At 35.1% G+C, this 25,236-nt stretch carries 21 protein-coding genes, 3 pseudogenes and 1 CRISPR repeat array; of the genes and pseudogenes, 19 read left to right on the forward strand and 5 right to left on the reverse strand.

What is annotated here, in order from left to right:
- Positions 1 to 28 precede the first annotated feature (28 nt).
- Complete coding sequence (gene recJ, locus CP363_RS05915; protein ID WP_098035993.1) at positions 29 to 2,302, forward strand: single-stranded-DNA-specific exonuclease RecJ; 2,274 nt, start codon at positions 29 to 31, stop codon at positions 2,300 to 2,302.
- Positions 2,303 to 2,406: 104 nt separating this feature from the next.
- Entirely contained in the window at positions 2,407 to 2,934 is a 528-nt protein-coding gene (locus CP363_RS05920) for an adenine phosphoribosyltransferase (RefSeq protein WP_089150327.1), read from the forward strand.
- A gap of 82 nt (positions 2,935 to 3,016) precedes the next feature.
- Here CP363_RS05920 and CP363_RS05925 read toward each other — a convergent pair.
- A pseudogene (locus tag CP363_RS05925) lies at positions 3,017 to 3,808 on the reverse strand (ABC transporter substrate-binding protein); the annotation flags it as partial.
- A 165-nt stretch (positions 3,809 to 3,973) separates the two neighbouring features.
- On the opposite strand from CP363_RS05925, the gene CP363_RS05930 reads away from it, so the two are divergent.
- A complete protein-coding gene (locus tag CP363_RS05930; protein ID WP_089145791.1) occupies positions 3,974 to 4,213 on the forward strand; it encodes a hypothetical protein in 240 nt (79 codons plus the stop codon).
- Positions 4,214 to 4,306: 93 nt separating this feature from the next.
- Positions 4,307 to 5,009: direct repeats of the CRISPR family, unit length 28 nt; unit sequence GTATTCTCCACGTATGTGGAGGTGATCC.
- A 289-nt stretch (positions 5,010 to 5,298) separates the two neighbouring features.
- On the forward strand, positions 5,299 to 6,618 hold the full coding sequence (locus tag CP363_RS05935; RefSeq protein ID WP_089146792.1) for an FAD-dependent oxidoreductase: 1,320 nt from the start codon (positions 5,299 to 5,301) through the stop codon (positions 6,616 to 6,618).
- 44 nt (positions 6,619 to 6,662) lie between these two features.
- On the opposite strand, the gene CP363_RS05940 is transcribed toward CP363_RS05935, so the two are convergent.
- Positions 6,663 to 7,754 (reverse strand): DUF871 domain-containing protein, encoded by a 1,092-nt coding sequence (locus CP363_RS05940; RefSeq protein ID WP_065989786.1) that lies wholly within the window; start codon positions 7,752 to 7,754, stop codon positions 6,663 to 6,665.
- A gap of 199 nt (positions 7,755 to 7,953) precedes the next feature.
- Between CP363_RS05940 and CP363_RS10735 the strand changes: the two are divergent.
- The 3 genes and pseudogenes from CP363_RS10735 (at position 7,954) to CP363_RS10955 (ending at position 9,005) form a co-directional block, all read left to right on the forward strand.
- A pseudogene (locus tag CP363_RS10735) lies at positions 7,954 to 8,641 on the forward strand (Bax inhibitor-1 family protein).
- A gap of 92 nt (positions 8,642 to 8,733) precedes the next feature.
- A complete protein-coding gene (locus CP363_RS10950) occupies positions 8,734 to 8,907 on the forward strand; it encodes a hypothetical protein (RefSeq protein WP_233186471.1) in 174 nt (57 codons plus the stop codon).
- Positions 8,895 to 9,005, forward strand: a complete 111-nt coding sequence (locus CP363_RS10955) for an Ada metal-binding domain-containing protein (protein ID WP_233186472.1) — start codon at positions 8,895 to 8,897, stop codon at positions 9,003 to 9,005. Before CP363_RS10950 ends, CP363_RS10955 begins: the two co-directional genes overlap by 13 nt.
- 67 nt (positions 9,006 to 9,072) lie before the next feature.
- Here the strand turns inward: CP363_RS10955 and CP363_RS05955 are convergent, their stop codons facing one another.
- Positions 9,073 to 11,346 (reverse strand): HAD-IC family P-type ATPase, encoded by a 2,274-nt coding sequence (locus CP363_RS05955; protein ID WP_098035994.1) that lies wholly within the window; start codon positions 11,344 to 11,346, stop codon positions 9,073 to 9,075.
- A gap of 128 nt (positions 11,347 to 11,474) precedes the next feature.
- On the opposite strand from CP363_RS05955, the gene CP363_RS05960 reads away from it, so the two are divergent.
- The 12 genes and pseudogenes from CP363_RS05960 to CP363_RS06020 all read left to right on the forward strand — a co-directional run bounded on the left by CP363_RS05960 (position 11,475) and on the right by CP363_RS06020 (position 23,769).
- A complete protein-coding gene (locus CP363_RS05960; protein ID WP_057726506.1) occupies positions 11,475 to 12,323 on the forward strand; it encodes a LysR family transcriptional regulator in 849 nt (282 codons plus the stop codon).
- A gap of 73 nt (positions 12,324 to 12,396) precedes the next feature.
- Positions 12,397 to 13,626: an arginine deiminase gene (gene arcA / locus CP363_RS05965; protein WP_098035995.1), complete on the forward strand. Its 1,230-nt coding sequence runs from the start codon at positions 12,397 to 12,399 to the stop codon at positions 13,624 to 13,626.
- A 10-nt stretch (positions 13,627 to 13,636) separates the two neighbouring features.
- A pseudogene (locus tag CP363_RS05975) lies at positions 13,637 to 14,815 on the forward strand (hypothetical protein).
- Positions 14,816 to 14,828: 13 nt separating this feature from the next.
- Complete coding sequence (citX, locus tag CP363_RS05980) at positions 14,829 to 15,365, forward strand: citrate lyase holo-[acyl-carrier protein] synthase (RefSeq protein ID WP_098035997.1); 537 nt, start codon at positions 14,829 to 14,831, stop codon at positions 15,363 to 15,365.
- Between the two features lie 115 nt (positions 15,366 to 15,480).
- On the forward strand, positions 15,481 to 16,647 hold the full coding sequence (gene eis, locus CP363_RS05985) for an enhanced intracellular survival protein Eis (protein WP_098035998.1): 1,167 nt from the start codon (positions 15,481 to 15,483) through the stop codon (positions 16,645 to 16,647).
- Between the two features lie 15 nt (positions 16,648 to 16,662).
- Positions 16,663 to 16,824, forward strand: a complete 162-nt coding sequence (locus tag CP363_RS10800; protein ID WP_005719234.1) for a hypothetical protein — start codon at positions 16,663 to 16,665, stop codon at positions 16,822 to 16,824.
- A complete protein-coding gene (locus tag CP363_RS05995; RefSeq protein ID WP_098035999.1) occupies positions 16,814 to 17,431 on the forward strand; it encodes a LysR family transcriptional regulator substrate-binding protein in 618 nt (205 codons plus the stop codon). The genes CP363_RS10800 and CP363_RS05995 overlap by 11 nt, the downstream gene beginning before the upstream one ends.
- A gap of 89 nt (positions 17,432 to 17,520) precedes the next feature.
- Positions 17,521 to 18,069 carry a hypothetical protein gene (locus tag CP363_RS06000; RefSeq protein WP_005719232.1) on the forward strand — a complete coding sequence of 183 codons (549 nt, stop codon included), beginning with the start codon at positions 17,521 to 17,523 and terminating at the stop codon, positions 18,067 to 18,069.
- Between the two features lie 95 nt (positions 18,070 to 18,164).
- Positions 18,165 to 18,827 (forward strand): putative quinol monooxygenase, encoded by a 663-nt coding sequence (locus CP363_RS06005; RefSeq protein WP_065989791.1) that lies wholly within the window; start codon positions 18,165 to 18,167, stop codon positions 18,825 to 18,827.
- 570 nt (positions 18,828 to 19,397) lie between these two features.
- Complete coding sequence (locus CP363_RS06010; protein ID WP_060462067.1) at positions 19,398 to 20,417, forward strand: hypothetical protein; 1,020 nt, start codon at positions 19,398 to 19,400, stop codon at positions 20,415 to 20,417.
- Positions 20,418 to 20,590: 173 nt separating this feature from the next.
- Positions 20,591 to 22,189, forward strand: coding sequence for an ABC transporter ATP-binding protein (locus CP363_RS06015; protein ID WP_165518574.1), 1,599 nt, complete (start codon positions 20,591 to 20,593; stop codon positions 22,187 to 22,189).
- Positions 22,186 to 23,769, forward strand: coding sequence for an ABC transporter ATP-binding protein (locus CP363_RS06020; protein WP_098036000.1), 1,584 nt, complete (start codon positions 22,186 to 22,188; stop codon positions 23,767 to 23,769). Before CP363_RS06015 ends, CP363_RS06020 begins: the two co-directional genes overlap by 4 nt.
- A gap of 43 nt (positions 23,770 to 23,812) precedes the next feature.
- Here CP363_RS06020 and CP363_RS06025 read toward each other — a convergent pair whose 3' ends face one another.
- A complete protein-coding gene (locus CP363_RS06025; protein WP_098036001.1) occupies positions 23,813 to 24,532 on the reverse strand; it encodes a GNAT family acetyltransferase in 720 nt (239 codons plus the stop codon).
- Between the two features lie 388 nt (positions 24,533 to 24,920).
- Complete coding sequence (locus tag CP363_RS06030) at positions 24,921 to 25,160, reverse strand: RpiB/LacA/LacB family sugar-phosphate isomerase (RefSeq protein WP_005719224.1); 240 nt, start codon at positions 25,158 to 25,160, stop codon at positions 24,921 to 24,923.
- Positions 25,161 to 25,236 lie beyond the last annotated feature (76 nt).

The following is a 25,236-nucleotide window of genomic DNA, read 5'->3' on the forward strand; positions in this document are numbered from 1 at the left end:
TGAGAGAACATAAGGTGTTTGATAATTAATGAAATGGCAAGAAAGAATAGCTGATGAATTAGCACCAGACTTGATTGAGAAATATCAACTAGGTCCCATTGCAGCCAAACTTTTTGCATTGCGGGGTATTAATACAGACGAAAAACTTGATTTTTGGTTTAATGCAACAGAAGAAAATCTGGCTGATCCAGCGTTAATGCATGACATGGATAAGGCAATTAACCGAATTAATCAAGCAATTGATAGCGGCGAAAAGATTACAATTTATGGCGATTATGATGCTGATGGAATTACTGCAACGACTATTATGACTGAAACCTTAAGCATTTTGGGCGCTGATGTTCATTATTTTATTCCTAATCGCTTCAATGATGGGTATGGTCCTAATATGGACCGCTATCAAGATATTGTAGCTGATGGAACCAGATTGATTATCACTGTTGATAATGGTGTTACTGGGGTCGAGGAAGTCAAATATGCTCAAGAACATAATGTTGATGTAATCGTTACAGATCATCATACTTTTCAAGAAAAGAAACCGGCAGCTTATGCTACTGTTCATTGTAATTATCCTGGCCAAAAATATCCTTTTGATGATTATTGTGGTGCCGGAGTAGCTTACACGATTTGTCGTGGTCTAATGCAGGATACTATGCCTGAGCTGCTAGATTTGGCTATGATCGGAACTATTGGCGATATGGTTGAGGTGACCGGAGAGGGGCATATTATCGTTAAGCGTGGTTTAGAAATGCTTAATCAGACAGATCGTCCTGGCTTGCGCGCTTTAATCAAAAATGCTGGTTTGACTTTAGGCAGTATTAATGAAACTGATGTCGGCTTTAATATTGCTCCTCGATTAAATGCTGTAGGTCGATTAGATAATGCCAACTTGGCAGTTGAGCTTTTGCTAAGTGATGATGACCTGGAGGCCCAAAAAATTGCAGATAAGATCGAAGAATTAAACAATAAACGGAAAGAATTAACCACCGAAGTCTATGACAAATGTATGAAGTTAATTCATAAAAATAGCTGGCAAAAACAAAATACTTTCGTTTTATATGACCCTGAATTTCACGAAGGTGTGTTAGGTTTAGTAGCTAATAAGATCGTTGAAAAGACACATAAACCCACGATTGTTTTGACTAAAAATGATGCAGGTGAGGTTAAAGGCTCAGGTAGGTCATTTGCTGGTTTCAACTTGTTTGATGCTTTAAATCCAATCAAGGATCAATATTTAACCAAATTTGGTGGCCATGATTTTGCCTGTGGTTTATCATTAGAAGAAAATCAGATTGCGCCATTACGGGAAAAATTTGAAGATGACTTTCATGTTGAAGGTGGTCTTGAGACTAAAAAATATGACATGGAATTGCCTATGCAGGGCTTAACTCCGCAGACACTAGCACAAATCAATCAAGTAGGTCCATTTGGGACAGGTGACACGCAGCCAATCTTTAGTATCTCTAATCCAACAATCACTCATTTCTTTAAAATGGGTAAAGATAAGAATCATGTCAAATTTACGGTTGCTAAAAAAGGCGGTAACTTATCAGTTGTTGGATTTAATAAAGGCTTTTTGAATAATAATCTTTTGCCGTTTATTTCTCAAATTTTTGTTCAATTATCATTAAATACTTATCGAAATCAAGTTTCTTTACAAGGAATCATGACCGGACTAGCTTTTGCTTCACCAAAATTGGCAGTGCCAACGCCAGTTGTTGACTTACGCCAAGAGAAATATGTTATGGGTTTCGCGGACCGCTACCTGTTATTTGATCAAAAAAATATTCCGATTGTTCGCAACCGACTACAGATCGATGAAGACAAGATCTCTTTAGTTAAAGATTATGATCAAACTGGTGAAACAGTTGCATTATTAGATGTGCCACGCAATCAGATTGAATTAAATGCTGCATTGGAGAAAGATTATCAACAAATCTATTTACGCTTTTTGCTTGATCAATTGCCTGTTGAACAAATTCCCGCTAAAAATTATTTTGGTGCTGTTTTAAAATATATTTATAGTCACCCTACGTTAAAGCCAGCAGATTACCGTACAGTTGCACCTTATTTGGGACTAGATTATGATAGTGTGCTTTTCATTTTACGAGTTTTCTTTGAATTAGGCTTTGTAAAATTGGATGAAGGTAAATTGGTAGGAGAGCCTTCTCCTAAAAAACAGCCGCTGACAGCTTCTAAATATTTAATGGGAACTTCTTCTCAGATTAAATTTGTTAATCAACTAAGAACTATGCCTAGTCAACGTTTGATTACATATGTTAATAATTTGACAAATAAATAGATAACTATTCTGTTTTCAGTGCTTTTATCGTTAAAATTTGTTAAAATATACTGGTCAAAAGCGTTTGAACACAAACACAGAGAATTTTGGAGGTTATGCTTCTTATGGCAGTTGATTTTAGTAAATATATTGCAAGTGTTAAGGATTTTCCTAACAAAGGCATCGTTTTTCGCGATATTACACCAATTTTGCAAGATGGTGAATTGTATCGTGCCGCTACTCACGAATTAGCAGAATATGCAAAGAGTAAAAAAGCAGATGTAATTGTTGGGCCTGAAGCACGTGGTTTTATTGTAGGTTGTCCAGTAGCTACTGAGTTAGGTTTAGGTTTTGTACCTGCAAGAAAGCCACATAAGTTACCAAGAGAAGTTGAACGTGCTTCCTATGATTTGGAATATGGTTCAAACAGTTTGGAAATGCATAAAGATGCAATTAAGCCGGGTCAAAGAGTGGTTCTGTGTGATGACTTGATGGCTACTGCTGGTACCTTAAGAGCTTCTAAAGAATTAATCGAAAATCTTGGTGGTAAGCTTGTAGGTGCTGCGTTCTATATTGAATTACCGGATTTACATGGTAGAGAAAAGTTGCCAGATGTTGATATTTACAGTTTGGTTAAGTATCACGGCGCTTAAAATAGAATAATAAAAAGAGGGAATTAAATCGATCTGATTTAGTTCCCTCTTTTATTTGAGCAAGTTGATATTATATTAAGAATTATTTTTTAACAAAGCCGGCGTCATACCAGACATTACTATTGTATTTAACTGACCAGCCAGTGACATTTGCATTAACGGCGGTCAATTCATAACTATTAGAGATTGGTGCGAAATAGGCTTGATCATGCATCCATCTTTGCCATTTTTTGAAGGCTTGAACTCTGTAGTTAGGATCGAAGGCCTTTTGGCTGTCGATATCGTTTAATAGTTTATTATTGGTTTTAGAAGCAAACCGGGCAAAATTCAATTGCGAACTTTGACCATAGAGACTATTTGGTGAAGCATCTTCTAAGCCCCAGGCACCCTCAAGTACATCAATTCTAGGGTCTGCGGCTTTAACTGCTTGAACCCAAAAATTGAATTCCATTGGTCGACCGCCTAAAAAACGTACATTCAAGCCGACCTTCTTCCATTGTTGAATATAATTGGACCAGATAGATTCCGCGTTTGGTGACGATGCGCGAACTGCTAAGTTAATTGTTAATGGTTTACCATTAGGCTGACTACGGAATTTGGCACCTTTTTGATATTTATATCCAGCTTGATCTAGCAATTGTTTTGCTTTTTTAAGATTATATGGATAACCAGGAATACTTCCATCATGAAATTTACCGTATTGTTCTGGAATTAAAGTGTCAACTCGGAAATTAAGATCATGATAGAAGCGGTGGTTGATCATATCAATATTCATGGCTGATAACATTGCTCTTCTTAAAGCTAGGTTATTCATCTTGCTGTGCTTATTCTCAACATTTTTGCCTAATTTACTATCCCAACGGTCGACGCGAAAAGCACTATTGAGTGATAAGAAGTTTGATCAAGCTGTTTTTTATCTGATGGATAATTTGAATTTATTAAAACAATCATTAAGCGCTGATATGGATTATAGTCAATTATTTGAAAAACTGCGAAAGTTAAATAAAAAATTAAAGGTATTTCTAAGCCTTTTCATTATATGCCTAAAAAAACACGTACTATCAATCAGGGAAGGAGAGCAATTAATGCCATAATTAGCAATATTATTGGTGCTGATTGTAAAAAATTACAAAATTTGCAAGATGAACAAATCTTTCAGATGTATCTTGAAGCTAAGCTGCTAAATCAAAATTGGATGAAGCTTAACGATGATCGGGGAGTTAGTCAACGAATCAGAAAAAGAGAATCTTATTTTATTCAATTAACTTTGAATATCTAATTACATAAATTTTGAAAAGTGAGTCTTCTTAAAAGTGATTGAAAATGTTATGATTTGAATTAAGGATCATTGATATAGCGGGATTTGTTTAGTGTATTCTCCACGTATGTGGAGGTGATCCCAAGAACGGATTAGCAGATTTACTTCAACAAGCGTATTCTCCACGTATGTGGAGGTGATCCTATTGCTGATGCGATTGGAAAAATGAGCCCTGGGTATTCTCCACGTATGTGGAGGTGATCCTTAAGGTAAATGGATTTCTTGATGGCGAGAGTGGTATTCTCCACGTATGTGGAGGTGATCCCAGAAAGATTTGTTTATCAAATTTATGATGAACAGTATTCTCCACGTATGTGGAGGTGATCCTAAAATTTTAGTTAAGTTACGCATTGATCGTGGCGTATTCTCCACGTATGTGGAGGTGATCCTGTCTTTGTCTACTTCACTGTCGAAGAATTGAGGTATTCTCCACGTATGTGGAGGTGATCCTATGGACATTTTTAAGATGATTATGGATCAAGCCGTATTCTCCACGTATGTGGAGGTGATCCCCCGAATGTTTCAGCATTGCACGTCTAACAATTGGTATTCTCCACGTATGTGGAGGTGATCCTATTCTTGAATACGGTTGAAATGTAAGCACGCAGTATTCTCCACGTATGTGGAGGTGATCCTGTTGGTGCATTAATGGAAGATGCATATTTAGAGTATTCTCCACGTATGTGGAGGTGATCCCAAGGCTGTCAATATCACCGTTCCAACGTGGCTGTATTCTCCACGTACGTGGAGGCATCTTACTCTTGTATCAAGGGATTTCTCTAAAAATAAAAAAATAGATAATCGATTAACTTAATCATTCTAAAAATCGTGCTTGATCTAACTTCCAAACATCGTTATACTAAAGAAAGTGTTGCATTGAGAATCCTTATTCACGATGCCCGATCAACAGAAATTTTAGCAAACCTCTTAAAGGCGACTCGCTTTTAGGAGGTTTTGTTTTTTTATTGCCAAACAAAAAAGATGACAAAAATGCTGTAATCATTCACAATAGGGAACAACAAATTGTTGAATTAGAGGATTTAATTATGAAAACAGTAAAGAATATTATTATCGGCTTTGGTAAAGGCGGCAAAACGCTAGCTAAATTTTTAGCGAAAAAGGGCGAAGAAGTCCTAGTCATTGAAAAATCTAATCAAATGTATGGTGGTACTTGCATTAATATTGCTTGTCTGCCATCTAAACGCTTAATTATCGAAGCGGGTAATGGCGTGGATTTCGTAGATGCAGTTAATGGTAAAAACAAAATGACTTCAATGTTACGCGGGAAGAATTACCATATGCTAGCAGATGAGAAAACAGTGACTGTGCTTGATGGTACTGCTAAGTTTACAGGAGACCATGAAGTTGCTGTAACTTTAACAAATGGTCAAGTAGAAGAATACCGCGGTGAGCGAATTTTTATTAACACTGGAGCAGTTCCAGTGATGTTGCCGATTCCCGGTCTGGCAGAAAGTAGTGCTATTCTTGATTCAACTGCTGCTATGGCCCAAGCTGAATTACCTAAGAAGTTGGTCATTATTGGTGCTGGCTATATTGGCTTAGAATTTGCCTCAATGTTTGCAGAATATGGTTCAGAAGTAACCGTATTGGACTTGCACGATAATTTTTTGCCACGTGAAGATGATGATATTGCGGCTGAAATTAAGCGTGATCTGGAACTTAATGGCGTAAAATTTGAATTAGGTGTAAAGATTACTAAAGTTGATGACCATACTATTTATTATGAGAAAAATGGCGAGTCTTTAACAATAACTGCTGATCGAATTTTAGTTGCTACTGGTAGAAAGCCAAATACTGAGAATCTCGGCTTAAAGAATACTAAGATTAAGCTAACTGAACGTGGTGCAATTGTAGTTGACGATTATTTAAAGACTAATGTCAAAAATGTTTGGGCAATTGGAGACGTTAAAGGCGGCTTGCAATTTACCTATATTTCGCTTGATGATTTTCGAATTATTAAGGACCAATTATATGGGGATGCCCAAAGGAAAGTAAGTGATCGAATTAATGTGCCATATAGTGTGTTTATTACGCCAGCTTTATCTCGAGTTGGCCTAAATGAAAAAGAAGCAAAGGCACAGAAAGTTGAATATGAATTGAAAAAGTTGCCGGTAGCTGCAATTCCTAAAGCACAAGTACTGAAAGACCCACGTGGTTTATTTAAGGCTCTAATTAATCCAGCTAATAACCAGATTTTAGGTGTAACTTTATATGGCGCTGAATCATATGAATTAATTAATCAAATCAGTTTGGCTATGAAAATGAAAATACCAGCACATGTTTTGCGGGATCAAATTTATACGCACCCAACGATGAGTGAAAGTTTTAACGATTTATTCAAGTAAAAAAACAGCTCGTGTCTACAAAATAGTAGATCACGAGCTGTTTTTTACTTACTGGTTAATTTAAATTTAGACCATGGTTTAATGAAGTCGAGCAAGAATAATTCATCTGAACTAATAGAACCAACTTTATTCATGCGCGGTTCTTTATGCGGTTCAAGGACAATTTGTAATTCATTTTTATAATGACCAAAATTATCATTGCCAATAATAACGTCACCGCGTTGAAATTCTACTTCGTTATCATGGATAGGATTAGGAATATCTTTATAGGTAACTCTCGGCATAGTTGAACGAATAACCGCCTTAGTTAGGTCACCTCGGCGGAAGTGTTGTGGCTTTTCAACTATTGTTTTTTCAATTTCGTTAATGTCAGATACATAATTTACGTGTAATTTTAACTGATAGCGATTTACTTCAGAGAGTGCTTTAAGTTCCGCTTCACTAGCATAGGCGTTGCCAATAATTACATCATCAATCATATTTGAAGCAAATAAATGCATTGCTTTTACTTCGATTGGTAAATCGCGGTCTTCTTCTAAAGTAGGGAGGCCATCTTCAACATTCCAAGGACCAACTTTGCCAACTTGACTAGAGACAAAAGCAGCAGAGTGAATGCCCAAATTTTTAAAACGTGTACTACAATCTAAGAAGAAATCATAAGGTAGAGCCGTGCCGCGCTGTGGATAAAAATTATGGCAGCCATAGATGAAAGGTTGGTTGGCTTGATAAGATAAAATATTGTTGAGGTAGTCAGCATTATTACTCATGTTAAGTTCAATAATTAGGCCATAAGGATTGTATGAAAGCATGGCCTCTGTTGCACCGTCAAAAGCTTCATCAAGCCGAATACCAGCTGCACCGATATCTGCAAAAAATTTCAGATCTGAATAATCAATTTCTAATTTCTTAAAGAGCTGAGGTGATACATCAAGAAAAGTTTGGTAGCCTAATTTATTGCCGTAGTCAATAATCTTCTTATATTTAGCTGGAGTTTCTTCAGGGCTACCTTGTACCTCAAGCATACTCATAAAAATACGAGTAAAGCCGTATTTATGACCTAGTTCTAAGTATTTCGTATTATCTTCAAAGTTGGTATGATCTGGATAAATGGACAGACCAAGTGATCTCATTGTCATAAAAGTACCTCTTTCTTATTAATATGTCTATACCAATTAGATCAAGCTTAGCATTATAGGTCTAGTCCAAAGCAAGAAAAGCAGTGAAATAATACGCTCAAAATATAGTATGCTGATAGCAATTCGTCTCGTTACTTTTTCAGTAAACCAGGTGTTATATTAGGTGTACAGAGTATGTTTAAAAAGAGGGAAAATCAAGATGGAAAATTGTGATCAAGAGTCTGAGCGACGACAAGTGGATGCACTTGGGTTAAATCTTTTTTTGAGTAGAATATATGGCCTTGGCGGTTTTTATTTCAGCTACCAGTGCTTATCTAACAATGACGGTTTTTGCTAGATCATTTGCTAGCTTTATTGCGGCTCATCAATGGGAAGTGTGGCTTTTAATTTTACTGCCAATTGCTTTGACTTTTATTATTAGTTTTAGAGCAACGCGTAATCCCGTCGCGAGTTTTGCCTTACTGATGATAACCGCAATTGTTTATGACGTTACTTTTGCTTTTCTTGCCGAGGCTTATAGCGGACACAATGTTGCTTTGGCTACTGTTTTTGTCATTATGGCAATTATCGGAACTGTAACTAAAAAAGACCTGAGTCGAATTGGTTCTTATGCTTCCGCTGCTTTAATCGGCTTAATTGTAGCAATGGTAATTAATTTGTTTTTACATAATCCTATAATTGATTATATTTTTTCAACTATTGCGGTCATTATTTTTACTATATTGACGGCATAGGATGCTCAGCGCATGAAGAATATTTATTTACGCTATGGTGATGATATTTCAACTAATGGACTAGCAGTGCTGGGTGCACTGCAGTTATATCTTGACTTTGTTAACTTGTTTTTACAATTTCTAGATATTTTTAGCGCAAGTGAAAGTAATTAAAATTTGACTTTATGTTAATTCAAATGAAATAAGCACAATCTAATATATAAGCGTATGCTACGAAGATATAGTTATTATTAGGAAGGTTTTTAATGAAAAAATGCAAAAATTTGTTGATGGCAATTGTTGCATTATTAACGTTAGTTGGGGAAATTAGTGTTATACCTGCGAATCTACAGAATACATCTTATCGTAAAAAAGAAGGCGTAAGCAACATGACAGGACTAAAATTGTTGGTAATAAGCGATCAAAAATATTTCATGTAATGCGTGGACATAATTACCGAATGAATCGCGAAAATGCAATTTTCTTTAAGAGCAAAGCAGCGGCTCGTGCGGCGGGATATCGTGAGTCAAAAAGGTAAACGAAAAGCACTTCCAAGAATGTAATTTCTTAGAAGCGCTTTTTTAATGCAAAATTGAATTAATAATTTATCTGTTTTTCATCACCGGTTGGTAAACTAAATCGATCACTACAGCAGCAATTAGTGCGACTAAAACGGTAATTGCTAAGTTTTGAATGGAAATTTTCACCATTGCCCAACCACAAAGAGCTAAGATAAAGGTCAATAGAACATCTGCAATTTGAACACTACCAACCAACTTGGATGGGTAATCTTGCCAAAAGTACTTACGAGTTCTAGTAATCAAAACAATCAACATTGCGCTAAGAACTAGGTATACGTAAACCATAGTAGAAACAGCACCGTGACTCCAACCGTGTGTGTTTAAGAACCAAACAAACCCAATACCAATTAAAGTCCAACCAGCAGCTAGTGAAAAGGCGATCTTAGCAAGCTTAGCCATATTCCAGTTTTCTGGCTTATAAGTAATGTGAGTCCGGTCCGTCCCAATCATCATCGTAACCATATTGTTCATAATGGTATAGATAACCATTGCATTCAAGGCCATTGGGATGTAGTCAAAGAAAAGATAGCCAAAAGTTAACAGCATCGTTAATTCAGCAGTTCTAGCAAGCTTGGTTAGTGACCAAGTAGTCATTCTTTGGTATACGCGATGTCCAGCGTCTAAAATTTTAACAATTGAGCCTAGACCATCGTCTAGTAATACCATTTTACCCGAACGCTTAGCTACGTCAGCAGCATTTGAAACCGCGATTCCAACTTCAGCTTGTTTTAATGCAGGTGCGTCGTTAACTCCGTCACCAGTCATCCCTACGATATAGCCTTTTTCTTGGAAAAGCTTTACCATCTTGAGTTTATCTTCTGGTAAAACATCAGCAATACCGGCCAAATCATTAATATCAGTATTTTCATTGAAATCGTGAATCGAAATTACTTCACCAGTTAAATCAACTTGTTCTGCCACTGCAGCAGCGGTCTTTTGATTGTCACCAGTTAACATAATTGGGCGAACGCCACGTTTCTTGAGTTCAGCCAAAGCTGCTTTAGAGTCTGTTCTAACTTTATCTTGTAAGATGAAGACACCAGCTAACTTATCGTCAATCAAGACTGCCACTGAGCGTCCTGCCTTGAAATTAATTCCAGAAATTTCTTCATCGGCATGTTTATCGATCAAGGATAATTGCTTAAATGAACCAAGCTTTACATTATGTCCAGCAACATCAGCCATAGAATAACCAGTGTCAGAAGTAAATGGAGTAAAGTTTTCAGCATTCATGACTGGAATGTTATTTTCTACTAAGTATTCATCGATTGCTGTATCGATAATACCAGCATTACGTTTATCAGTTGCGGCTCCAGCTAAAGCAAGCACGTCTTTATCAGGCAAGTCACTTAGATCAGTCCAAGCGGCTACGGCAGTTTTGTTTTCCGTAATTGTTCCAGTCTTATCAAGTAAAAGCAAGTTCAAGTTAGCTGCGTCCTGAATTCCAGTTAGGTCAGAAGTCAGGACTCCTTCTTTACTTAAGCGGGTTGCTTCAAATGAGTTGGATAAAGCAAAAGTTGATGGCATTGCTACAGGAATTGAAGCAATAAACATCATTGCCAGGAATGGCAACATATTAATAAAGGTATTGAAATTACCGCCTTTGAAGAAGGAGGCGATAATAATAACTAAGGTTAAAACACCATCTAGTAAGCAAAGGTAGTAGATAATCTTAGTCAAAAGTTGTTGTAAGTGACCAGGAGCAGCGGAATTGTTGATCAAATTAATCGTCTTACCGCTTCTAGAATCTTTACCTGTAGCAGTAACAACAGCTAGGCCATCACCTTCAACAACTGTAGTACCGGCAAAGGCGGTGTCATCAATTGCTTTCTTAACTGGTTTAGATTCACCTGTAATTGAGCTTTCATCACAAGCTAAGTTACCGTCAACAATTTTAACATCTGCTGCGAGTACGTCCCCGCGTTTAAGTGAGATTAAATCGCCTTTAACTAGTTGTTTAGAATCAAGTTTGATCCACTTGCCATCGCGTTCAACTGATACAGTAGGAGTCAACTTGTGTGAAATATTATTTAAAACTCGTCTTGATTGCTTTTTCTTAGATGCACCGTTAAATGCAGCAAATAAAAGCATCAACAACACGAATAATGATTGGACCCATTTGCCCAAGATACATTCTAGAATTAAAGCAGCTTCTAGAATCCAAGCGGATAGGTTCCATAACTTAGACAAGAACTCTTTAAAGAAATTATATTCAGGCTCTGGTACTTCATTTAAGCCATCTTCTTTTAAGCGCTTGTCTGCTTCGGCTTGAGTTAAGCCGTGAAATTTATCAGACATTATTTTCCCTCCAAATCTACCTTAATAAGGTAGCACAGATATTGCTATGAATAAAATACTAAAATACAATATAAGATATTAAATATTTTAATATCACTATCAATTGAAATAAAAAAAGGATAAATAATATGAATCTAAAACAGTTACGTTATTTTCTAGTTGTAGCAGAAGAAAAGCAGATTACAGCAGCTGCTAAGCGCTTGTATATTGCACAGCCACCATTAAGCTATCAATTAAAACAATTAGAGAAAGAGTTGGGCGCGCAATTATTTAAAAGAACGGCACATGGTATTGAGTTAACTGATGTGGGACAAATTTTTCAAAGCTATGCCAATGAAATTATTTCTCTAGCTCAAAATGCTGAAAACCAAGTACATAAGACTATTTCCGGTGAATTGGGAACGATTGCAATTGGAATGGCATCTTCCTCAACGGGCTTGATACCAATGAATTCTTTTAATGAATTACGAAAATATTATCCGGAAATTTCTTTTGATATTTATGAAGATAATACTTATGGCATCCTGGATAAATTAGAAAAAAAGACAATCGATCTAGGCATTGTACGAACGCCTTACAACCAGACAGGTTTAAATACCAAGACTTTAACAACTGAAAAAATGATGGCTATTAGTGTAGACCCAGATTTTCAGCAAAAAAAAGAATTACGCATTAAAGATCTAGCAGATCAGCCATTGATTATTTATCGCCGCTTTGAGGATATTTTTAATCAAACTTTTGCACATCATGGGCTTAAGCCATTTTATGCGGTTAAGTGTGATGATTCACGGACAGCAATTACTTGGGCTAAGAGAAAAATGGGAGTAGCGCTAGTACCAGAATCAATTGCGACAACTTATGCCCAAGAAAATATGATCGCAATTAAACATGCTAATTGGATAACACATTTGCAGCTGGTTTGGCGTAAAGATCATCAAGTTACACCTTTAATGAAAAAAATCATTGATGCAATATGATAATACTGTAACTTTTGCCTAATTGATCCATAATGAATGTAAACGGATACAATAATTAATAGAAGGTGGTTGAATGTCGAGTCCGATTCATGTTTATTCAGAAATTGGTAAGTTAAAAACGGTGATGTTACATCGACCGGGAAAAGAACTAGAAAATCTAGCCCCAGATATTTTGCATCGAATGTTAATTGACGATATTCCTTATCTGAAGATTGCCCAAGAAGAACATGATGCTTTTGCGCATGTATTGAGGCAGCAGGGGATCAAAGTATTATATCTTGAGGATTTATTAGCAGAATCTTTAACAGATGAGAAAGTTCGTCGGGCATTCTTAGATCAGTTACTGGATGAATCAAGTATTAAAAAACAGGATCCTTTGCATCAATTATTGCTGAATTATCTCCAAGAATTGCCAACTAAGGAAATGGTAAAAACGGTGATTGCTGGAATTAGAAAAAGTGCGATTCATAATTCTACCCCATCTTTAGCAGATTTGGCTGAGGACCCAGATTACCCTTTTTATCTTGATCCAATGCCAAATGTATATTTTACTCGAGATCAACAGGCTGCAATTGGTTCAGGGATGACCATTAACCGGATGACTTTCAGAGCTAGACGACGTGAATCATTATTTATGGAAACAATTTTGAAAAATCATCCTGATTTCAAGAACGCAACTATTCCAGTTTGGCGTGACCGTTATCATCATGGTCGCCTTGAGGGCGGGGATGAACTAGTTCTAAATAACCATGTGTTAGCTGTAGGTATTTCACAACGCACTTCTGCAACTGCAATTACTGACTTAGCTCATAATTTATTTGGTCATTCAAGTTATGATACGATTTTAGCGATTAAGATTCCGCACAATCATGCTATGATGCACCTTGATACAGTTTTTACAATGATTAATTATGATCAATTTACGGTTCATCCCTTTATTTTAGATAAAGCCGGCAAAATTGATATTTATGTTCTACAGCCCGATGATCACAACGGTGTAAAAATTACAGAAAAGAATGATTTGGTGCAGGTTTTGAAAGAAAACTTGCATTTAAGCGAATTGGATTTAATTCCAACTGGCGGTGGTGATCCAATTGACGCACCACGTGAGCAATGGAATGACGGCTCAAATACCTTGGCAATTGCACCAGGTGAAGTCGTTACTTATGATCGTAATTATGTATCCAATGATTTGCTAAGAAAACATGGCATCATCGTTCATGAGATTCGGTCTAGTGAACTCTCACGTGGTCGTGGCGGTCCTAGATGTATGTCGTGTCCGTTGATTCGTGAAGATTTATAAGAGGCAAAAAATGAAATATTTACAAAATGTTTTTCAAGGTAGAAGTTTTCTCGATTGTAAAGACTATACTCCAGCTGAAATTTCATATTTAATTGATTTTGCATCACATTTAAAAGAACTTAAAAAAGAGCATATCCCACATGAATATCTGAAAGGTAAAAATATTGCACTACTTTTTGAAAAAGCCTCAACTAGGACGCAATCTGCTTTTGTAGTAGCTTGTAATGATTTAGGTGCTCATCCAGAATATCTAGGCGCAAGCGAGATCCACTTAGGTAAAAAAGAAAGCGTCAAGGATACGGCTAAAGTCCTAGGCTCAATGTATGATGGAATTGAATATCGCGGTTTTGCTCAAGAAGATGTAGAAGAGCTGGCTAAATATTCTGGTGTTCCTGTTTGGAAATGGGTGATGGCCGCGATAATGTTGCCGACAGTCTTTTAGTTTGTGGCTCAATGTTAGGTGTTAATGTACATATTGTTACACCCAAGCCTTTGTTTACACATCCTGATGTACAAAAAATTGCTCAGGGCGTTAAAGGAGCCAATGTTGTTTATACCGATGTTTGGGTTTCGATGGGTGAAAATGACTGGTACACCAGATGACCAATTGATCTTTATGCATTGTTTGCCAGCTTTTCATGATCGAACAACTCAGGTGGGAGAAGAAATCTATGAAAAATATGGCTTAAATGAGATGGAAGTAACTGATGAGGTCTTTAATTCAAAGTATGCTTGGCAATTTACAGAAGCTGAAAATCGATTGCATTCAATTAAAGCAGTGATGGAGGCTACTTTAGGAAATTTATTTATTCCGATTGCCTGTGGCGGTGGTGGCATCCCTGTTATTGTGAAAGATGGGCATCTCAGAGGTGTTGCCGGCGTAATTGATAAAGATTTTTCCGCTGCTAAAATGGCAGAAGATATCAACGCTGATGAATTAGTAATTCTAACAACGGTGGATCATGCATTTTTGAATTATGGCAAAGAAAATCAACAAGCAATTGGTAAAATAAAAGTTGAACAGCTCAAACAATATCTAGCAGCAGGTTATTTCGCAGCTGGGAGTATGAAGCCTAAGATAGAAGCTGCAATTGAATTTGTAGAAAAAACAGGTAATTTAGCAATTATCACCTCTTTGAGCAATGCCAACAAACTAGCAGACGGAGTCGGCACAATCGTTTATAATTAACTGGGTGATAAAAATGAATATTTTTAATGAAGGAAAAAAGCAGGATATTGCCCAAGTTTTAGCAGCTAAAGATAGGCGAGTAGCTGTACAACATAAGATTTTTAATAAGTATCCTAATCAAACTCTAGTCGACATTAAGATGAATATCCCAGGACCAATCAAGAATAATCGCTATTTAACTAAAATGTTTATGTTTGGTATCAATAAGCTGGAAAATGCTTGGACTAACCTAGGTTATCATTTTAAATTGGTGACACAGCTTAATGATGATAGTGGCTGTGAAAACTTCTATGTATTATCTTTGTCAATTAAAAAAGTAAAGCGCTCAACAATTGATTTTGAAGATCAGACATCATTGGGACGTCTCTTTGATGCAGACGTGTTGGTAAAAAATAAACAAGCTGCAATTTCACGCAGAGATTTGGGCAGGCAGCCACGTAAGTGCTTTTTATGTGATCGCCCTGCTAAAGAATGTGCTCGCAGCCGGAGACATTCAGTGGAACAGATGCAGGCATTTATCTCTCAGCTTTATCAAGAATACGTTGCGTAAAATAAACCGGGATTTTATGATTCCGGTTTATTTTTATGAAAAATCTAGTTAAAAATTAAAAAAATGAACTAAAATAGTAATGAATAAATTTATAGATGTACGTATAGGAATAAGCATGAAATTAAAGAAAAATAAGAATAATTTAAAGCAAATTACGGCATTAATTCAATATGCATTTTTGAAAAATAATGATTTGACTAAAGATGAAAATTTTATGAGTCGTTATGATCATAGTACAGGTTATGGCTATTTTGATAAGGAAAAATTAGCTAGCTATATTATGGTTAATCGATTTAAAAGTGATGTTTTTGGGCATCATTTACCGATGGCTGGAATAGGTTATGTAGCTTCATATCCTGAGTATCGTGGCCAAGGTCATATTTCCCAATTAATGAAAGAAATTTTGCATGAATTACATAGGCAAGATATTCCGTTTGCTAACCTGGCACCATTTTCGGAGAGCTTTTATCGCCAGTACGGGTTTAGCAATAGTATTTATCAAAAAGAATATCGCTTTGATGGAAGCGCATTGCGTAGTTTTAAATTACCACGTTCTGGTCATATAGTGCGTGGCAAGTGGGACAATTTAGCTGTTCAAAATGGTGTGATTCAACTTTATGAACGTCAACTGCATACTAATGATGAACGTAACACGGTTGTACGTGAGGCATGGTGGTGGAATAGACTTGATTCTTATTATCATCACCGCAATGTAGCCGTTTATTTTGACGCAGATGAGCGGCCAATGAGTTACTTGATTTATCGCATTAGAGACAATACTTTTTTAGCTGATGAAATGTACGCAATTACGCCGCAGGGATTACTGAGTATGTTTGGTTTTATGGGTTCGCACGCGGGCAGTGTTAAGCAATTTAAAATGAGCGTACCAGAGAAATCGTTACGAGCTGAACTTTTTCCTGAACAAAACGAACTCCAAGTTGATTTGCGTCCTTATATGATGAGTCGAATTATTGATTTTGAAAAAGTTTTGGCTTGTATGCGGCCAATGCAAGAAGGTGATTTTAATCTGGAAGTCAATAGCGATGAACAGTGTCCTTGGAATATTGGAGTTTGGCAATTAAGTAATCATGGACGTAAGGTAGCGGTAGAACGTAAGGAAGATGCATTGGTTGATTTTTCGGGATCAATTACTGCGTGGACCCAGGTACTATTAGGTAGACTAACCATGAATGCTGCTGTTAAACTAGGATTAATTACAGATTACCGCATCCAAAAATTAGATTTCGTTAAAGGCGATGTATCATTTTATGATTATTTTTAGTTGTGAGGTTAAAAAATGAGCAAAGAAAAGAAACTCAATTTAATAAAATTATTTGGCATTGTAGTTAGTGGTTTGAATTTGATCTTTTTTGCCTTGATGGCACTTAATAAGCATGAAGATACTAAGGATAAAAGAAGAGTAGCAGAAGAAGGACACGCACCGCTGGATGAAAAATAAAATGACGGAATTAAAGATTGCATATTTTGACCAATTAGGTCGTAAGGAATTAGATCAGGCAGTGCAGCATTTTGTGTTAAAACATCCTAATGTAGATGTAAAACTACTTGCGACTAGTCATGATGGTGCTTTTGCAAAACTGAATGAAGATGAAGCAGACATAGCAATCAATGATTTGCGTGACGAGAATCTTAACTTTGATGAAACAGAATTGACTCAAGCTGGTGTAATGGCAATTTTGCCCAAGGGAATGTATCCTAATGGCATTCAAATGATTGAAAAAGACGAGCTCAATGATATGACTTGTTTTATTGTGGCTAAACCTGAAGAAGAGGTTAGTGAGCTACATTTATTTAAAGATTTGTATCAAATTGGCAGTCAATTCATCGCTTCTAACTCGGTTGAAGAAGCAGCACTGTTGGTCGCCTCTGGGTCTGGCTATTTTATTTTAAATGAGAATACGGCTAGGTTAATTAATACTGCAGATTTGCAGCCACTTTTCTTGCTTGATCATGGTCAGTTAATAAAGCAAAAGATAATGGCTTTTTATAAGTCAAATTCAGTGTTAAGTAGTGAGTTTATAAAGCTATTGCAGCAAGAATATTAATCTGTAAAGTTAAAAATATCTTGTCTAAGTACTATGAGATACTGTAAAATATATTATGAAAGCGGATTCATATATTTTACATTCTGGAGATGATTTTTATGCTAAAAAGAACTTTGTTACCTTTAACATCAATGGTACTTGTTTTAGGATTAACTGGTTTGGCTAGTCAAGTTGAGACTGTTGATGCTTCAACTTATGGTAATGGTGTACAGGTTACTATTCCAAAAAAGATGCAGGGTACTTGGTACTCTTATGATCGTAATGCACATAATGGCACAAAGATCACCTTTACTGAACATACTGTTAATGGCAAACCAATATTTACCCAGGAGGCTTCGACAATTAGTGATTACTTCAATGGTAGAATTGCTAACCAGAAGAACTTTGATAAGGTAACGCAAAACTGGATGTCTGGTAAAACTACCAAAATGAAGAATGATACATTCTATGAGATTGATCCGTGGATTACTTTTGAAAATTGGAGTCTTTATCGAGTGGTACCACAAACCATTAATGGTAAAAAGCATAACGTGCTGGTTTATTCTAGTAGATATGATGGTGGTAACTACTTCAGAAGCAAGAAATTAGCTAAAAAAATGAAGGACTACAAGTTTAAGAAAGTTAATTACACGTTATAGTTTTGTGACATCCCTTAACTAAGGGATGTTTTTTACTAATAGACGCGGTAAAATTTAGTATAATAGTGACAAAATTAATTCTTGGAGGAGAAGTTATGAAATTAAAACAAACACCAATTTTGCGTTTATATAAACTAGAAACTAATAAAGAGGATCATGCAAAGTTCGTTAAGGCAGGGCAACATAATATGCTTACTTCTCAAGAAAACGAACCAGGCACATTGTTTATGCAGACAAGTCATAACGAAGAAACTACTAATTTTGTAGTAGAATGCTATCAAGACGAAGCAAGTTATGATACTCATGCTAATTCAAAGCAATTTAAGGATTTTACTGACGTTGCTAAAGATATTTTAACTAGTCGAGTAAAGGTAGAATTGTTTCCGGAATTTATTTCTACAAAGGCAGAAAAACTAGCAGTTACCGGATCAAATGATTATGTTATTTATCTGACTGAAATTGGTGTTTCTTTAGGTAAGGGCGATGAGTTTGCTCATGCTGTAATGAAAGAAATGAAAACGGCAGTCGAAGAAGAAAAAGATATTTTGGCAATGATTGCAGGAACTGTTGCCGATCAACCAAATGAATGGTTAGCTATTGAAGTTTATCGTAATAATGAAGCTTACAAGCAGCACTTGGAAACTAAGAACTTCAAAGAGTATTTGAAAAATACAAAATATTGTGTTGAAAGTAAGAGTTTACGTAAGTTGCAACCAGATGTAATTGTTGACCAAGGTGCAATTTTCTACCAACCATAAAGAATAAGACGAAAAGAAGACCAGGCTATGTGGAGTACATAACCTGGTCTTTCTAGTTAGAGGGGAAAAAGATTTATTAATATATATTATTCTGGTTTTTAGTGGCGATGTTTTACCTTTGCTACTGCTGGTTTATTAATTAATACTGAGCTGATGGCCATTAAACCAAGCGTTAAAAATGATCCACCAATTAAGAGTAGTTTGATCAAGGTTCTCATTCCTTTCATCTTAATTGATCTTATAATAGCGAAATAATATTAAGAATTTATATGTAAAACCTAATGGATTAGTTAAGAAAATAAAACTAGAAAAAAGGCTGGTTAGCACGTAAAATAGAAATAGAGTCAAAGTCTAGTGCAACTGCGCATAAAATAAAGCAGTATCGATGGGATGTTGCTTGTTTTGGTTAAAAAATAGAGAATATGCTTGTAGCCCTTTTCGTAAATAGCGTTAATGTTGTAAAATGGAAAGTGCATTAAGTTTATTAATGAGAAAATTGATGTATTATTGCAAAAAAGGCCGTAATGGCCCTTTTTGTTGTGAAAAAACTAAAAGAATATAGGATTGGAAATGCCAGGAATAGTAGAGCAAACATTATTAGAACAACAAAATATTGATTTAAATGAAATGGTAACAATGAATCAAATGATTGATCAATTGTTGCCTAATGCAAGTAAAGAATTACAACAAAAACTAAAGATTAAAATTTATAACTTTGTGCGTACACGTAAACAACCAAGTATTACTGTGCGAAGAAGAAAATATTTTAAGCCGGCTGTTGCTAAATTAATTATTGGTAATGTACAAGATTACGCAGATGCAATTGAACGTCGTGCTAAGGAAGCCCCAGCTAAAGAGGATGCTACTGATAAGAAGCCAGCTTCTAAATCTAAGCGGGTTAAGACAATTACTAAGCGTAAGATTTTAGCTAAAGTTATAAAGAATGATAAGATTGATAAATCTATTCAAAAGAAATTAGAAGATAAGATTGCTTCAATTGTGAAGACCAACTTTATTAAGCCAGTTAACAAGCGGGGAAGTTTTTCGGTTGAAGATGGTGAAAAAGTTATAGCTGAACTTAGTCCTTTTTATCAAAATATCAAGATTGATCAAAAGTATCGCAAGAATGCTGAAAAAGCGGCTGAAAATAAGGAAACAGAAACTAAAGAAAAGCCTGAGCAACATTCTAAGGATCAGAATGAAAGTCGTGAAGGTCAATCTAAGGACTTTGAGCGTAAGAATAATCAGAAGAATAGCAATAATCGAAATAATAATCAAACGCAAAATCAACGTAAGCGACAAAATAAGCATCCTTTTGAGATCAGAAGAGAAAATAATAACCGCTCACGTAATAATCAGTCTAACCGCCGCTATAATAATCGAAATAATTATGAATTTGATGAAGCTAGCGGTTTGCGTGAACGCTACAATACAGTAATCAGAAATTACAATCAACTGGAGCAAAGATATAATGCTTTGCAAGATAAATATAATCAGGCTTTAGATGATAAAGCTAGATTGATCGAAGAAATGGGCAAGAAGAACGAAGACTTACGTCGTGTATTGATCGACGTTTTGCGAAAAATGTAGTTTTTGGTAAAGAAAGAGACTAGTAGTCAATTTGAATTGATTACTAGTCTTATTTTATGTTTATGAAATATGATTTAGCTTAAAAATTAAAAAAATATGTTTAAAAAATTATTTTTGTGTAGTAATATTAAAGGATGATAAATGTTTTTATTAATGATTAATGGAGGAGAAGTATGAGTTTAAAAGAGCTATTTAAAAGCAATGTGTTTCGAGCCTGCATTATTATCTTATTGTATGTTTTATACGCATTATTTGGGAGTTTTAGTGAATATTTATTTAAATATGCTCTGAATTCAATTACTGCTGGTAATTTTAATACATATGTTTATTGGCAAATAATGCAGTTTGTTTTAGCATTATTCACTTCGTTGCTTTTACCAATTACTACCGTTGTTTTCACTAGGCAGACGCAAAACTATCTGCATAAAATTCGGCAAGAAATCATGCATCATTACTATGATGAAAAAAGTGATGAAAAAGTCTCTAGTATGCAGAACCGATTAACAGCCAATTTAAAAATCTTATCAGATGATTATGCTACACCTTGGATTACTATTTTAAGTGGGGTTTTAGAGATTGTGATTGCTATTGTTTTACTAGCAAGCATGAACTGGATTCTAATTTTGGTTACTGCCATTTTAGCTGTGATTACACTTTTTGCTCCTAAAATTATGGAGAAGAAAACATCAGCTGCCACAGATAAAGTAAATAAAAAGAATGAAAAGCTGTTAAATACAATTGCTCATTGGCTTGGTGGATTGCAGGAACTACGTCGTTATAGTGCATACAGTCGTTTGGTTAAGCAAATTCATCGATCAAGTAGTGATTATGTGGACGCAAGTAAGGGTAGTGCAAAATTAAGAAGTGTAAGTTATTTGATTAATGCTTTTAGCACTTCAATTGCACAAATTGGTATGAGCTTTATTGCTGGAATCATGTTTTTGCTTAATATGATTTCATTCGGTGATTTTGCAGTTGCTAGTGGTTTTGCATTTACGATTTTTTCAGCAATTTGGAATATTACTCAGTCGTTAACGCAAGTTAAGTCAACTAAGGCTTTACGCGAACAGATTACCGATTTAAGAAAGCAAGTTCCTGATGAAAATAAAGATAAAGTATCAGCCTACGGTCTTAAAGTTTCAGGCTTGTCTGTAAAATACGATCAGGGGGAAACAATTTTTTATCCTGATTTTACAATAAAAAAAGGGCAGAAAGTTTTGCTTACTGGCGATTCAGGAACAGGAAAATCAACCTTGTTTAATGTTTTGTTAGGTAAGCTAAAACCTGAATCTGGTACGGTGACCTATCTAGATGAAAATGAAACTATCATTCCTGAAGGAAAAGCTAGAATTGGCAATATGCCGCAAAATCCAGTAGTTTTTCCCGCAACGATCAAAGAGAACATTACAATGTTTAACGAAAATTTGCAGGATAAGCTTCAAGATGTTGTTCAAGCAGTTCAACTCCAATCCGACTTAGCCAAAATGCCAGATGGTGTTAATACAACAATTGATCTAAAAAGTGAAAATTTGTCTGGTGGACAACGGCAAAAAGTTGTTTTAGCGCGAACGGAAATACACGAGCAATCGTTTGTTTTAATGGATGAAGTAACTAGTGCGATCGATCAAAAAGCTACCGAAAAAATCATTGATGAATTGCTCAAAACAGATCAAACTATTTTGATGATTGCTCACAACTTTACGCCAGAATTAAAAGCAAAATTTGATCAAGAAATTAAATTAAAAAGTAAGAAAGGGGATAAAGTAAGATGAATTTAAAAGCTTTTATTAAAACCAATCCAGTTCGTTTCTGGTTAACTGCAATTGGTTGGATTATTATTCCTGCTTTATCAATTACCAATACTTACGTTGTACAAGAAGAGACGAATATCCTTTTAAGTCGTAATTGGACTAAGTTTATTTTAATCGATGTTCTTGCTTTTCTGATTATGTTAGTTGACTATGGTGTGAGTGCTTTAGTTGATTATCAGCAGCAGGCTCAGGTACAAGACTTAAATGATCAAGTTAGAGATAAAATTGTTAAGCGATATTATTATGACGGGAAAAAGCATACTGTTGCACAGATGCAAAATCGTTTGACTAATGATTTACAAATGCTTAACAATAACTACTTTATTAATGTCTTCTTATTGATTTATGGTGTGTCAACGATCGTTTTTGTTTTAATTTATCTTATTTTATTGAGTTGGCAATTATTGCTGGCTATTTGTTTGATGGTAGCTATTTCTCTTTTGCTGCCAAAGTTAACAGAAAAGCCGTTACAAAAAGCAACAGAATTAATTTCTGACAGCAATCAAAAATATTTAGATACATTAAATGATTGGTTATCTGGTCTGGATCAACTTCAACAATTTTTAGCTGGAGCTAAACTATTTTCCGTAATAGAAAAAACATCAAAAAAATTAGAAGATGCTAATGTTAAGCAAACGGCTTATATTAAACTGCTTAATGCTGTAAATGGAATTGTTTCCGCGGCTTTTGGTTTAGCATTGTTTGTGCTTGCTGGTTGGTTGGTTAAAAATCATCAAATTCCAATTGGTGCCTTATTGGTAGTCGGTAATTTTCGGTATTACTTAAATGGAGGAATTGATACACTTACTAACGGGTTAGGAGCAATGAAAGGTAGTAAAAAATTACTTGCCGAAGTTGATAAATCTGCTAGTGATATTCCGATGCAAGCTGAAAAAGATGTAGTTATGCCTAATGTAATTAAAACAAAAGATCTAGTTTTAAAGTTCCCTAATGGAGAAAAATTGACTTATCCTGATCTGGAGATTAAGCAAGGCGAAAAGATTTTATTAACTGGCGATTCTGGTGCAGGTAAATCTACTTTGTTTAAACTAATTTTAGGTGAACTTAAGCCTAGTGCAGGTAAAGTTGTTTATGAGGATAAGGCTGGTAAGAAAATTAATCCTGATTTGAGTAAGATAGGTTATTTACCGCAAGATCCAGTAGTTTTTCCAGCATCGATTGAAGAAAATATTACGATGTTTAATGAAAAACTGAATGGAAAAGTTAAACAAGTAATAAATGAAGTAAACTTTGCTGATGATATCGCTAAGTTTACTGAAGGACTAGATGAAAAGATTAATCTTGATAAGCTGAATATTTCCGGAGGTCAAAGACAAAAAATTGTATTGGCTAGAGCAAAAGTTCACAATAGTGATATTATCTTGATTGATGAGGGAACTAGTGCAATTGATCAGAAAGCTACAATGTCGATTTTGAAGAATTTATTGAAAAGCAAAACGACGATTGTTTTTATTGCCCATAACTTTAATGAAGGAATGCATCAGTTGTTTGATCGAGAGATTCATTTAGTAAAAGAATAGTTGAAGAAAGACACTGCATTTTTAGGGATGCAGTGTCTTTACTTTAGTTTGGAAAGATATAGGTATTGAAACTGTTATTCTTATTTATTTTAAAATAGCTTAGTAATTGATAAGCCATCCAGTCAGTATCGTCTGCTTCAAAAAATATTGAAGGATAATTTTGAAACATTTTAACTAGAATAGCTTCAATAAAATTATTAGAACTAAACCTATCCCAAGAACAGATGTATGCAATCTCGTTGTTTTCAGTGAATACAAGATTATCTATTTCTCCGAGTTCATTAGTACTATAATATCCAGTTTTTGTTGGAACTTCTTGGATAAACGTGTCAATATTAGCAGTTAATGGTGACACAGATTGATGAACTTGTTTGTAATATTTATAAAGTAATTGGCAACATGTTCTGTAATCGGGACTTTCTGTATTGAAAAAATGAAGAGATAATTTGTTATTGATCTCAATTTTTAAATCTTTTTTGTTAACGGTAAGCGTATAACAGTGTCGTTTGCAGATAAAACCATTTCTTAATAAAAAATCTACGATTGGATTTTCATTTGAATCAATCATGACTTGCAATGCTTGGTGCTCTGCTTGAACTATTTTTGAAAATGGAATATTTACAGAGTAATCACTTAGATTGAATTTTAGATAAATATATTTGTTATGAAAAAGATTGTGATAAGTAGAAATAGTGCCTAGATGCTTATCGTTATCAGTTACTTTGTAGATTTTAGGAGATATTTTTTCAATTTTTGTAGTCATTTTTTATCCTTTTGATAATTGAAATTAATTTTTGATCGGTTCCGTTTTTAATTATGAAGTTATAAATCGGTTCATAATTGAGCACAGGGAAAATAAGATCAGGATCAATTTTAGGTATAATGTCAATCATTGATTTCTTACTAATTACGTTGAGATTTTTAACTTCTTGAGCATTTCTTATCTTTCTTTTTGCTTGTGAAGGAGGATAACCTTGTCCCCAAGGCTGTTCAAAAAGATTTTTTATAGTCTGCTCAAAATTGATTTCACCACTCCAACCCCAATTAAGTCCTAGTGGAAAGGAGACAACACTGCCGTTATTGATATGACCAAAAAGAAAAGCATCTTGTGGAGTGGGGATATAACCACATTGAATATTAGGAAAAGTATTTCATGCAAGCATCATTCCTTGTCCAGAAGTACATCCTGTCACAATGAAGTCAGTCGCCTTGCTATTAATTAATAATGCAACAGCTAGGGAAACTTGCACGTAAGATAGACTAGCCGAACTATCTTGATAAATACCAAAATTGAATACTTGATCATTGGATCCTACAGATTCTTTGATATACTTCTCTAATATGAAATTTTTACTTTTTTGCGATGTAGCTTGAATAATACCTATTTTCACAAATTTTACCGAAACTGTCAAATCTTTTGTGTAAATAGATCTTTCTCGTAAATTGATTTTTTAATTATTTATTTAA

Source organism: Lactobacillus sp. UMNPBX12, from assembly GCF_002553955.1.
GTDB classification, from domain to species: Bacteria; Bacillota; Bacilli; order Lactobacillales; family Lactobacillaceae; genus Lactobacillus; species Lactobacillus crispatus.